Annotated in this window: 7 protein-coding genes, 2 tRNA genes, 1 rRNA gene and 1 pseudogene; 9 read left to right on the forward strand and 2 right to left on the reverse strand. The window is 35.6% G+C overall.

Going from position 1 to position 13,369, the window contains the following annotated elements; genetic code table 11:
* Nucleotides 1–77: 77 nt before the first annotated feature.
* Entirely contained in the window at nucleotides 78–971 is an 894-nt protein-coding gene (locus ACVEGE_RS07430; RefSeq protein ID WP_192501064.1) for an IS1595 family transposase, read from the reverse strand.
* 163 nt (nucleotides 972–1,134) lie between these two features.
* Here ACVEGE_RS07430 and ACVEGE_RS07435 point away from each other — a divergent pair, with 163 nt between their 5' ends.
* From ACVEGE_RS07435 to hflX, 6 genes are all read left to right on the forward strand, one after another.
* Entirely contained in the window at nucleotides 1,135–2,349 is a 1,215-nt protein-coding gene (locus ACVEGE_RS07435) for an MFS transporter (RefSeq protein WP_192501816.1), read from the forward strand.
* A 538-nt stretch (nucleotides 2,350–2,887) separates the two neighbouring features.
* Nucleotides 2,888–5,725, forward strand: a complete 2,838-nt coding sequence (locus tag ACVEGE_RS07440; protein ID WP_192501815.1) for a carboxypeptidase-like regulatory domain-containing protein — start codon at nucleotides 2,888–2,890, stop codon at nucleotides 5,723–5,725.
* A 16-nt stretch (nucleotides 5,726–5,741) separates the two neighbouring features.
* A complete protein-coding gene (locus ACVEGE_RS07445) occupies nucleotides 5,742–7,094 on the forward strand; it encodes a DUF5689 domain-containing protein (RefSeq protein ID WP_192501814.1) in 1,353 nt (450 codons plus the stop codon).
* Nucleotides 7,095–7,154: 60 nt separating this feature from the next.
* Nucleotides 7,155–7,604 (forward strand): FKBP-type peptidyl-prolyl cis-trans isomerase, encoded by a 450-nt coding sequence (locus ACVEGE_RS07450; protein WP_192501813.1) that lies wholly within the window; start codon nucleotides 7,155–7,157, stop codon nucleotides 7,602–7,604.
* A gap of 140 nt (nucleotides 7,605–7,744) precedes the next feature.
* Nucleotides 7,745–8,611, forward strand: coding sequence for a hypothetical protein (locus ACVEGE_RS07455; RefSeq protein WP_173855317.1), 867 nt, complete (start codon nucleotides 7,745–7,747; stop codon nucleotides 8,609–8,611).
* 124 nt (nucleotides 8,612–8,735) lie between these two features.
* The gene (gene hflX / locus ACVEGE_RS07460; protein ID WP_192501812.1) at nucleotides 8,736–9,986 is read left to right on the forward strand and encodes a GTPase HflX; all 1,251 of its coding nucleotides are present in this window, start codon (nucleotides 8,736–8,738) and stop codon (nucleotides 9,984–9,986) included.
* 266 nt (nucleotides 9,987–10,252) lie between these two features.
* Here the strand turns inward: hflX and ACVEGE_RS07465 are convergent.
* Nucleotides 10,253–10,369 (reverse strand): annotated as a pseudogene (locus ACVEGE_RS07465) (winged helix-turn-helix transcriptional regulator); the annotation flags it as partial.
* 975 nt (nucleotides 10,370–11,344) lie between these two features.
* Between ACVEGE_RS07465 and ACVEGE_RS07470 the strand changes: the two are divergent.
* The 3 genes from ACVEGE_RS07470 (at nucleotide 11,345) to ACVEGE_RS07480 (ending at nucleotide 13,280) form a co-directional block, all read left to right on the forward strand.
* A 16S ribosomal RNA gene (locus ACVEGE_RS07470) occupies nucleotides 11,345–12,858 on the forward strand.
* 184 nt (nucleotides 12,859–13,042) lie between these two features.
* Nucleotides 13,043–13,116: transfer RNA gene (locus ACVEGE_RS07475), tRNA-Ile, on the forward strand.
* A gap of 90 nt (nucleotides 13,117–13,206) precedes the next feature.
* Nucleotides 13,207–13,280: transfer RNA gene (locus ACVEGE_RS07480), tRNA-Ala, on the forward strand.
* The last annotated feature ends 89 nt before the right edge of the window (nucleotides 13,281–13,369 follow it).

The raw sequence follows: 13,369 nt of genomic DNA on the forward strand, positions 1-13,369 counted from the left end.
GACAAAACAAATACCAAATTTTAAGAATCTAAAGTCAAAAGCCTACTTTTTAAAATTAAATTTATTGAGGTCAGTAGTTACGAACATATAATTTTAGATTGATATATTTTTTCTGACTCGACCATTCTTACTATCAAATTGTTGAATATTGTGTCTTTGCTTTGAGAACGGTTAATTCGATAACAAAATTCATCAAGATACCTGTTTATATTAAAGTCACTTACCGATGAATATGTTGTTCTAATCCATGATTTTACTTGATGAATCATTGTGTGCAATGCCATAAAATTCATCCCTTTGTTGCTTTCTATTTGTGTGATATTATAATCTCCAAATAAAGGACGATAACCTTTCCATTTATCTGTGGTTATTTTTGCATTTTTATTAATGTGCTTTTCAAATATTGTCTCTAATTCTTTGGCTGAATAATTATCAATTTTCAAGGCATACATTCTTTTAATTTTTCCTTCATCTGTTAGTTCCACTGCTGTTACAACCTTTTTTTTCTTGCTATCATAACTCCTGCCTACTTTACCTTTTTCCTTTCCTCCAATAACGAATTCATCAACATGAACAGTTCCGTCCATTGGATGATTCTCACTAGATTTCATCGCTTCTCTAATTTTGTGCATAAATAAACGTGCTGTTTTTTCTGTAACTCCATAGCGAACTCCCATGTAACTGGCAGATAAACTTTTAGTGGTGGTTGACATCTCAAAACATATAAAAAAGGCTTTGCGTAAACCAAACTTAACCTTATGAAATAAAGTGTTTGCAGCCGCGGTTTCTGTATGGCTGCAGATATTACAAGTTCTGGAAAAATCTTTGCGGATTTGACTCTTTGTATGCTTACATTTTAAACAAATAAATCCTCGTTCCCATTTATAATTTGCTAAATATTCTTTGCAGTGTTCATCTGTTTTAAACCGTTCAGCGAATTCTAAAAGGTTTTGCCCTGTAAATAAATCCATGTTTCCCTTGTTTTATTGATCTCTAAGATATGAAATTATCTACTTACCTCAATAAATTTATAAACAATAACGATGTAATTAATTGTAACACTGCTATTACCAAAACATAACGCAATCCTTTTTTGTATTTTTGCCAATTGAATTATAAAAAAAGAAAAACGATTTGATAGATTTAAATTTTATATACCGCTTCAAAACCGAAGGAAAGCTTAAAAAATCATACAAGAAAGCTAAAACCTCTTACTTAAGGAGAATTCGCTGGGCAGTTTCGGCATTTTATTTTGGGATGGGTTTGTGTTTTGCCACTTGGGCCAGTAGAATTCCCGACATTAAAATGGCATTGCATTTAAGTGATGCTGACTTAGGAACCATTCTTTTTGCGCTTCCCGTTGGTCAGTTAATGATGATGCCTTTTTCAGGAAAATTAGTAACTCGTTTTGGGAGCCACCGCATAGGAGTATTTTCACTTTTAATGTATGCTTTTAGCCTTACTAATATTGGACTCGCTACAAACGCATGGCAACTGGGTTTTGGGTTATTTCTATTTGGATTATTTGGAAACATGAATAACATCGCCATCAACACACAAGGCGTTTACACCGAAAAATTATACAAAAAAACAATCATGGCTTCCTTTCACGGTATGTGGAGTTTTGCGGGATTCACCGGAGCATTAATCGGTTTAGGAATGCTCGCGTTCAATTTTTCGCCATACCACCATTTTCTAATTGTGGGACTTGTTGTAATGACGCTAATTGCTTTCAATTATAAATTTTTAATCAAAGCAAAAGAAAGACCTAAAACAGTCGAAAGCAATAAATTATTTACAAAACCTGATAGCGCCTTAATTTGGCTTGGGGTGATTGGTTTTGGTTGCATGGCCAGTGAAGGAATCATGTTTGACTGGAGCGGACTCTACTTTAAGGATGTCGTAAAAGCACCAGGTTCTTTAATCATTTTAGGATATACTTCCTTTATGGTTATGATGGCCAGCGGTCGTTTTTTAGGAGATGAATTGATTCAGCGTTTTGGAAGAAAAAAAGTCATTCAAACCAGCGGTATCATGATTTCTACAGGGCTTTTTACCGCCGTTATTTTTCCGTATTTAGTGCCTTCAATGCTCGGTTTTATGCTAGTAGGTCTTGGTGTTTCAACAATTGTCCCTACCTTATATAGTCTCGCAGGTAAAAACACCACCGTTCCTCCTGGAGAGGCTTTGACTATAGTTTCAAGTGTGAGTTTCCTAGGATTCTTGATGGGACCGCCCGTAATTGGGTACATTGCAGAGTTATTTGGTCTTCGGTTTTCGTTTGCCTTCATTGGTATTTTCGGAATCCTAATAGCACTTATGGTATCGCGTATAAAAGCCATTCGATAATTTAGTTAGGAATACAACATCTCATTTTCATAATAAAATCAGTCCCGCTGTACACAGTATCTTTATTGCCAAACCCTGGCAATAAAGGATACCTGTTTCCATCGGGATTATTGATGTCGTTTTAAATCCATAATTACCTTTTTTAATATAATGTCATTGGTGCACTATATTTTTATACACCACAACCTCTGCTTTTGTAAAAGAAAATTATGATGAAATCACTTCCTAAAATTATTTTACTTTTCTTATTCTAAATATTTTAACTAAATAGCACTTGATAAGAAAATTTAATTATATTTACACACTGGAAATCAAATATTTAGTTGGTTTTTAGGCCGTTTATAAATACCACTTCCATAAACGCGCTTACGTTTTTAAAGATCCCAATAGGCTGAAATTATAATGTTATTAAAACGCGCTTCTGTTTTTAATAACACATTTATAGGTCATATTATTAATTTATTTGCAAGTGTAACCTTCTAAAGCAATATAGTTTTTTTAGAAATATAACGCGTAATTTTTACATTACAATCCTTTTATGAAAGACATTATTTTCAAGTTGTATTTTATTTTCCAAATGGGATTTTTATGGGCGCAAAACCCAAACGGAGTTACAGGAAAAGTTTTAGATGCAAAAACCCAGCAACCATTACAATATGTAGTGGTTACAATTCAAAATACAAATCAAATGCAGTTAACAACTGATTTGGGCTCTTTTAACTTTACTGGAGTTCCACTAGGGGAACAACTATTTCTTTTTCACAGTCAAGGATATAAAGACGCATTGTTTTCTATCAGTATTGGTGAAAATCAAATAGTAAATTTAGGAAATGTTCTTCTAGAAGATGATGATATAACACATTTACAAGCAGCTGTTATCAGGTTGTTTGAAAATGATTTAAGTGAAGACAATAGTGGTTCAGAAAGCATTTCAGGTTTGTTACAGTCTTCTAAAGATGCTTTTCAACAAGCGGCTGCTTTCAATTGGGGACAAGCGCGTTTTAAAATGCGCGGACTGAATACTGAACAAGCCACATTTATGATTAATGGCATTCCAATGAACAAACTTTACGATGGTAGACCACAATGGAGCAATTGGGGAGGGTTAAATGATGCTACCCGTAATCAAGAATTTACCATAGGAACAGCTCCTTCTAATTATAGTTTTGGAGGTATTTTAGGAACGCAACAAATAGACACCAGAGCATCGAATTATAGAGCTGGTACTCGCTTTACTTTGTCAGGAACAAATACGAATTACAATTTACGCGCTATGGTAACTCATGCCTCTGGATTAACAAGTTCTGGATGGGCGTATGTAATATCTGCAGGAAAAAGATATGCTAATGAAGGCTATTTTGAAGGAACGACTTATGATGCTAACTCACTACTAATAAGTGTTGAAAAAAAAATAAATGACCAGCATTCAATTAATTTTACAGGAATGTATACACCCAATTCTAGAGGTAAGAGCTCACCTAACACAGCAGAAATTACTAGTTTAACAAATGAGAAATACAACTCTTATTGGGGATACCAAAATGGTGAAAAAAGAAATTCAAGAGTAAAAACTATTGAGGAGCCTATTTTAATGTTAAATCATTATTTCACAATAAATGACCATACCACTCTTGACACAAGTGTTATGTATCAATTTGGAAAAATTGGTAACAGCAATATTGATTATCAAACGGTCAATAGTCCAGACCCTAGTTATTTCAGAAAACTTCCTAGTTACTTTAGTGCACTGTATGCTAGTGATAATGGCGAATACTCAGGTAGCTTTACTCCAGATTACGAAAATGCAGAGGAAAGTAAGGAAGCCTTTCTTGCCAACCCTCAAATTGATTGGGCAGCGTTATACCGTGCAAATCAAACAGCTGTTTTAGATGCTAATGGACAGGTTACGGGTTATGCGCCTTCTCAAAGCCATTATATTTTGTATGAAGACCGTACTGATGATAATTTATTTGTGGCTAATTCAATTTTTAATAGTCAGGTAAATGACAATCTATCCATACAAGCGGGAGCGACTTTTAAAAATTTAAAATCACATAACTATCAAAAAGTATTAGATTTATTAGGCGGAACCTATTTTGAAGATATTGACGGTTTTTATAAAGGCAATCAAGCACAAGCTGATTTGAATAATCCCAACAGACAAGTAAAAGTAGGGGATGAATACGGATACAATTATAATTTTAACGCAACAACATTAGATGCTTTTACGCAGTTTAAATTCTCTTATGACAAAATCGATTTTTATTTAGCACAAACCTTCTCAAGTACCAATTATCAAAGACAGGGTTTATATAAAAATGGAATATATGAAAGCATTTCTTTTGGCAAAAGCCAAAAGATAAATTTTGAGAATTTTGGTTTTAAGGGAGGGATGACATACAAAATTTCGGGTAAGCAGCTGTTAAATTTCAATGCAGCACACCTTACTAAAGCTCCTGGTTTGCGAAATACTTTTTCAAATTCACGCTTAAATAATGCTATAGTGGAGGGGTTAGACAATGAAATTGTAAACAGTTTAGATTTGAATTATGTATTTAGAGCACCAAAGTTCAAAGCACGAATGACAGCATATTACGTTACTATAAAAGATGCAACAAATACTTCTTTTTTTTATGCCGAAGGAATTTTTGACAATGGAGCAGGATATACAAATACAAATGCTTTTGTTAGTCAAAGCTTGACGCATATCAATACTAAAAATAGTGGATTGGAACTGAGTGTAGAAAAACAACTTACGGCAACTATTAAGTTGACTTTTGCTGCAGCATACAGTAATAATATTTATGATAACAATCCTAATTTAACAGTGACTAATGATGCACTAGCAAATGTAGAGAATACGAAACCTTCATTTGACTTTGGCGAGGCATTATTAAAAAATTATAAACAAGCAGGAATGCCACAACAAGCGTATAGTCTAGGTTTAGAATATAGAGACCCAAAATATTGGTGGGTTGCCACAAACTTAAATTATCTCGCTGATACTTACATTGATTTTTCAGCCATTACAAGGACCAATAGCTTTAATATAAATCCTGCAAGTGGTTTTCCCTTTCCCGAAGCCACAAGTGAGAGAGCAACTGAATTGCTTAAACAAGAACGTTTTCCGGATTTATTATTGTTAAATATTATTGGAGGGAAGTCTTGGCGGATAAAAAGAAAATATGTAGGACTGTTTGTTAGTATTAATAATGTATTAAATACTACTTATAAAACGGGAGGGTACGAACAAGCTAGAAATGGAAACTTTAGACAACTCAATCAAGACGTTGCTAGTGGTACGCCTTCTTTTGGTAACAAATATTATTACGGATATGGAAGAACATTTTTTATTAATCTGTCATTTAGTTTATAATTAAAAAACACTTGTTATGAAGTTACATGTAAGTAATTATTTTAGCCTAATAGTTTTGGGTATTGCTTTTTCGGGATGCATTAATGATGAGGTAACCATCCCAAATTTAGATTGTGACCAGATCAAATTAACACCTAATAGGACGGTTGCAGAGGTTCATGAAGCGGCAAATAATATTGTTAATCAATATAAGTTTGATGATGTAATTGAAGCGTATGTAGTTTCTACAGATGAGTATGGTAATTTTTTTAAAGCGGTCTCTTTTCAAACTTTGGCAACAGCCACAACTAAGGCTATTGGTTTTAGTGTGCCCGTAGATGTGAGTAACATCTATGTAGATTATCGTTTAGGAAGTAAGGTATTTATTAAACTTAAAGACCAGTATACGGATATCAAATATGGTGGACTTAGAATAGGAAGTATTTATGTGAGTAGTTATAATATAGGTGGCGTGGGACGCTTGTCGCAAAATGATTATAAAAAAGTGCTGCTTGCCTCTTGTACAAGTTTAACAGATGATCAACTAGTTACACCAATGACCATTGCTCAAGCTCAAGAGGATAAAACATTAAACACTTTAGTTGAATTTTCTACCGTACAATTTAAAGAAGACGCTATTGGACGTAAGTACTATGAAGAGTCAAATGATATAGGTGGTGCAACTAATTGGAGTTTACTTGATGATGAGGGTAATCAAATTATTTTGAGAACGAGTAGTTATGCCCGTTTTGCAGCAAATGTAGTTCCAGCGGGAAGTGGCAAAGTTAGAGGGGTTATGACTAGGTACGGGGATGATTATCAATTAATGGTGCGCTCAGAGGATGATATTAAAATGGAAGGAGAAAGAGTAGTTCCTTTTTTTATTGAAAATTTCCAATCAGTTACAGATAAAGCGAATTTAAGTTTACCTGGATGGGTAAATATTATTGAGGAGGGTAAACTTTCTTGGAGATCTAATGTACTTTACGACAATGGCTATGCTGAATTTGTTATCAGTGGAACTAAAGTAGACTCTAATGTTGCATGGTTAATTTCTCCAAAAATTGATATGGATTTGCAGGAGAATGAGGTGTTGACTTTTAGAACAGCGCAAGAAGATCTTGATGTAGACTCAGCGCTTAATAGCTTAAAAGTTTATATTGCTACAAATTTTGATGGACTGCGGGTTGATAAGGCAAATTGGGTTTTGGTTGATGCTAAAATAGCTAAACAAACCACTGCCTCAAATCAATTTATAGGTTCTGGGAAAATAGACCTGTCTAATTATAAGGGGAAGATAAATATAGCTTTTAAATATAGTGGCTCAGGTAAAAATGTAGCCCTTGATGGGAGTTTTAAACTGGATGATGTTCAAATTTTTAGCAAATAATATTTTAGAAATATGAATATCAGTTTTAGTATATTTGTGAGATTCTAAAATTGAAATACCATGAAATATGCTTTATTTGCAGTTATTCTAACACTTTTTATCTCTTGTGAAAAAGATAAAGAGGTAGATTATGTAGCTAAAAACGAACAAGAAATTACAGATTATATTGCTAAAAACAATTTGAATGCTCAAAAAACAGGTACTGGTTTGTATTATGTAATCAATGAGCCAGGAACAGCTGCGCAACCTACAGCAACATCTAATGTTACTGTTGCTTATAAAGGGGCGTTTATTGACGGATCTGTTTTTGATGAAAGTAAACCAGAAGGAATAAGTTTTGGTTTAAATCAAGTGATAAAAGGCTGGACAGAAGGGATTCCTTATTTTAAAGAAGGTGGAAGTGGTATTCTTTTAATACCGTCACACTTAGGATATGGAAGTAATGATTCTGGTCCCATTCCAGGAGGGTCGGTACTTATATTTGATGTTAAACTGATTTCAGTTAATTAATTAAAAGGGGCTTCGTTTAATGCGATAGTCCCTATTTACTTTTAGAGCTAACGCTTCGATAACTTATATTTAATAGTTAAAGGAGTAGAGTTCTTATTTGGTTTTTGTATTTTGCGGTCCCAAATATTTATAAATACTACATGAAAACTTACATTATGGCCTTGCTAATAGCGGCCCAGCTTAGCTTTGTGCAAACTCAAGCACAAGAAAACCCAATTGTTTTAAAACAAATTAATATTGTTAAAACAAATTTTAGAAATTTAAAAGATGGCGAAATTGTAAACAAAACAATTGTATTCAAAGACGGAAAAATTCTTTCAATTAAAACCTCAGATGTTATTCAGGGCTTTTTTTATAATACAAACGGCTTACTTGACATGACCGTAAAAGAACGCGAAGGAAGTAATTGGAAAGAAGTTACTAATTACACTTATGATAACACAAATCGACTAACAAAATTTAGTAAAAAATACGATGAAAACGGCGAGAATGTTACTAAGACAGTAACTTTTAAGTACGAAGGAGCAAGAATTAAAGCCGATACTAAAAAGAGTAATACCCATCAAAATTTTGTTGAAGACAATGAATATATTGTTGAAAACGGTATCGTTGTTAGGCGAACTTCTAGAGATTATAACCAGCAAATTATCAGTAAAAAAGAATATGGTTATTACAAAGAGAATTTATCGAGAGACAAAGGACTTGTAGGTGACAAAACAATTATTTACTATAGTTATGATGATAAAAATTCGGTTAAGTCTTTAATGGCTAAAAATACCTTTGGTGAGAACTATAAAGTAATCGTTCCGTTGATTTCTTTTTATGAAGAGGAATTTGAATTGCAATCAATATCTGACCATAACGAATTGAATTCCAAAGCAACATCAACAAACTATGTAGGTAAATCCGCAACATTTAAATATAACGCTAACAATTATCCTATTTCACAAGCGCTTATTGAAGAAAACGGAATTGTAAAAACTAAAACCACTTATTTATACGAGTAACGCTACTTTATATACATCGTTTTTGTTAAAAAAAACCTTAATATTTCTTTATAATAGTTTAAAAAGCACTAGTAGTTACTCATTGTAGCATACAAATGATTAAATTTGTAACTTATACAAAGATATGTTAGAAAAAGAAGTATTAAATTTCGAAAAAACAGCCATTGTTGGTATTGTAACTCAAAATCAAAGTGAAGAGAAGCTTAAAGAGTATCTTGACGAACTAGAGTTTTTAACATTTACAGCTGGTGGAGAAGTGGTGAAGCGTTTTTCACAAAAAATGGAACGCCCTAACCCTAAAACTTTTATGGGTACTGGAAAAATAGAAGAAATTCATGCGTATGTAAAGGAAAACGGAATTTCAACATTGATTTTTGATGATGAACTTACCCCTTCGCAACAAAAGAATATCTCAAAAATAATAGTTGAATGCAAAATTCTAGATAGAACACACCTTATTCTAGACATTTTTGCGCAACGTGCCGAGACTTCCTATGCTAGAACGCAGGTCGAGCTAGCACAATGTATTTATATGTTACCTAGATTATCCGGACTTTGGACACACCTTGAGCGTCAAAAAGGAGGAATTGGAATGCGTGGACCTGGAGAAACAGAGATTGAAACCGATAGACGTATTGTACGTGATAGAATTGCTTTATTGAAAGATAAAATCAAGGCAATCGACAAGCAAATGGGTACACAACGCGGTAATCGTGGTTCTATGGTACGTGTTGCTTTGGTTGGTTATACCAATGTTGGTAAATCAACTTTGATGAATGCCGTGGGAAAAAGCGATGTGTTTGTAGAGAACAAATTGTTTGCAACACTAGATACCACAGTTCGAAAAGTAGTGATTAAAAACCTGCCTTTCTTATTGTCAGACACCGTAGGATTTATTCGTAAACTGCCTACGATGCTAGTTGATTCTTTCAAAAGTACGCTAGATGAGGTGCGCGAAGCAGATTTGTTATTGCACGTAGTTGATATTTCGCACCCAGAATTCGAAGATCATATTGCATCGGTAAATCAAACCTTATTAGATATCAAAGCCAATGATAAGCCAGTAATTATGGTTTTCAATAAAATTGATGCTTACAAACATTTGACTATTGATGACGATGATTTAATGACTGAAAAAACACCTAGGCATTACACCCTTCAAGAGTGGAAATCAACTTGGATGGGTCGTGTAGGTGAAGAGAATGCATTGTTCATCTCGGCGACAAATAAGGAGAATTTTGAAGAGTTCAGAGAACGTGTTTACGAAGCCGTAAGACACATTCACATCACGCGCTTTCCGTACAACAAGTTTTTATATCCTGATTACAAAGACGCCATCGAAAAAGAAGTAGATGATGACAATGAAGAAGAATAGCGATAAGTAATTATTGAAAAAGGATATTGTCAGTTCTAGAGGAGTCGAGAACCACACAAAATACAATCTAATCCCTTTTGAATTTCAAGAGGGATTTTTTTTGGGCATGCCCCAACTTCCACTGCGTTACAGCTGGGTCGGGCTGTACGTTGCAATCTTTTATTCCGCTGCGCTGCATAAAAGGATTTCCACTGCCATCCCTCATGCGAGAATGGTATAATCAATTACAATTTGTTTTAACCAAAGGATTATAAAAGCATAAATAATTAACGCGCTGGATTTTCAATAAGCTCCTCAAAAAGCACTTCACCTTTGTACATCCCTTTTAAAACGGGGTGAATGTCTTTTCCTAATTGTGTCAAAATATATTCAACTCGAAGAGGAACTTCTGAAAAAAAAGTTTAGCTAATTAAGCTATCGCTCTCTAATTATTTACTACTCCGCTAAAACCCTGTTTGTATATTATAGTTGTATTTCAGTTTATGATATTTAGTTTGTATGTAGGTTACTTGATTTTTTCTTAAGCTTTTTTTTTGAGCTGAGCGATTCAGATATATGTATAATATAATTTTTGGTATAATAATTAAGTAGATTTAAGGATTTAGTTTTTTAAAATCGTTTTTGTCTTTATGAGATGTAGTTCAATAGATGGCGATCTAGATTATAGGTACTTTTATGGTCAGTAAATCACTAGAGAGTTATATGGATGTTTTTAACTTCGTTCAAGATAGGGTTAATAGAAGCTTACATGGTTTATGTGTTTAAAAAAAACAGCAATAACTTTCCTTATATATAGGAGAAGGAGGGTTTGAAAAGTATCTTTAGCTAACAAACCTAATAAAGTCATGAGTTAAGATTGTGAAATATCTATATTATTCATTAAACCCAATCTACAACAGAGGTAATTCCTACTTTTATACAAAACCGCATCAGTAGCTCTTTTTCAAAGACAAGGTTTTCAGTAGTTTAAAATTAAAGTTATAAAAACATTAAAAAAGGCAATCAAAAGTATTGTTTAACGGTATAAAGGAGTTACTTTTGCACCCGCAACAGCGAATAAGTTCTTTACATTATGGCAAGCAAAACGAAAAGAGTTGAAAATTTATTTTCAGATTATTTTAAAAAAAGCTTGTGAGAAATAAAAGAGTTTATTACTTTTGCACCCGCTTCGGGAAACACGAAAAGTGAATAACGAGGTTGAAAAAAAGATAAGAACACGTTCCTAGACATATTGAATTGACAGCCGTTTTAATAGAGATGTTAGAACAAAAGAATAAGAGTAATAGAATAGATAGATTAGAGTATAACCAATAGATCTTCAGTCAAAAATAAATAGCTTAGTAATAAGCAAATAATATACGATGAAGAGTTTGATCCTGGCTCAGGATGAACGCTAGCGGCAGGCTTAACACATGCAAGTCGAGGGGTAGTTATCTTCGGATAATGAGACCGGCGCACGGGTGCGTAACGCGTATGTAATCTACCTTTCACAGAGGGATAGCCCAGAGAAATTTGGATTAATACCTCATAGTATAGTAGTCTCGCATGAGACCACTATTAAAGATTTATCGGTGAAAGATGAGCATGCGTCCCATTAGTTAGTTGGTAAGGTAACGGCTTACCAAGACTACGATGGGTAGGGGTCCTGAGAGGGAGATCCCCCACACTGGTACTGAGACACGGACCAGACTCCTACGGGAGGCAGCAGTGAGGAATATTGGACAATGGGCGCAAGCCTGATCCAGCCATGCCGCGTGCAGGATGACGGTCCTATGGATTGTAAACTGCTTTTATACAGGAAGAAACACTGGTTCGTGAACCAGCTTGACGGTACTGTAAGAATAAGGATCGGCTAACTCCGTGCCAGCAGCCGCGGTAATACGGAGGATCCAAGCGTTATCCGGAATCATTGGGTTTAAAGGGTCCGTAGGCGGTCAGATAAGTCAGTGGTGAAAGCCCATCGCTCAACGGTGGAACGGCCATTGATACTGTCTGACTTGAATTATTAGGAAGTAACTAGAATATGTAGTGTAGCGGTGAAATGCTTAGAGATTACATGGAATACCAATTGCGAAGGCAGGTTACTACTAATATATTGACGCTGATGGACGAAAGCGTGGGTAGCGAACAGGATTAGATACCCTGGTAGTCCACGCCGTAAACGATGGATACTAGCTGTTGGGAGCAATCTCAGTGGCTAAGCGAAAGTGATAAGTATCCCACCTGGGGAGTACGAACGCAAGTTTGAAACTCAAAGGAATTGACGGGGGCCCGCACAAGCGGTGGAGCATGTGGTTTAATTCGATGATACGCGAGGAACCTTACCAAGGCTTAAATGTAGATTGACCGGTTTGGAAACAGACTTTTCGCAAGACAATTTACAAGGTGCTGCATGGTTGTCGTCAGCTCGTGCCGTGAGGTGTCAGGTTAAGTCCTATAACGAGCGCAACCCCTGTTGTTAGTTGCCAGCGAGTCATGTCGGGAACTCTAACAAGACTGCCAGTGTAAACTGTGAGGAAGGTGGGGATGACGTCAAATCATCACGGCCCTTACGCCTTGGGCTACACACGTGCTACAATGGACGGTACAGAGAGCAGCCACTGGGCAACCAGGAGCGAATCTACAAAACCGTTCTCAGTTCGGATCGGAGTCTGCAACTCGACTCCGTGAAGCTGGAATCGCTAGTAATCGGATATCAGCCATGATCCGGTGAATACGTTCCCGGGCCTTGTACACACCGCCCGTCAAGCCATGGAAGCTGGGGGTGCCTGAAGTCGGTGACCGCAAGGAGCTGCCTAGGGTAAAACTGGTAACTAGGGCTAAGTCGTAACAAGGTAGCCGTACCGGAAGGTGCGGCTGGAACACCTCCTTTCTAGAGCCTTAGTGTTAGCTAAGTATTATTTTTAATGAATAAGTATTTATACTTAAGAATTAAGGATTAAGAAAAGCACGGTAGGGAAAGAGACGAAAAGAGACATTGGGGTCTGATTTAGAAGCTTTATTACTCTTGCTGTTAATTTAAAGAAATTGAATAAAAAATAATTTAAGAATAAGAGTGTCTCGTAGCTCAGCTGGTTAGAGTACTACACTGATAATGTAGGGGTCGACAGTTCGAGTCTGTCCGAGACAACTATTTAAACTTAAAGGAAATTCTAGAGTTGAAAAGCAACAAAAATTAGTGCTAGTCACTAATTACTGTTCACTAGTCACTCATGAAATTGGGGGATTAGCTCAGCTGGCTAGAGCGCCTGCCTTGCACGCAGGAGGTCAACGGTTCGACTCCGTTATTCTCCACAAATCCCCTCCTAACCTCCCCAAAGGGGAGGAACCCAGAGCAATCGGCTCTCCCCCTTCGGGGGAGTTGGAGGGGGATTAAAGTTCAT

It is taken from the genome of Flavobacterium sp. PL002 (assembly GCF_054165825.1).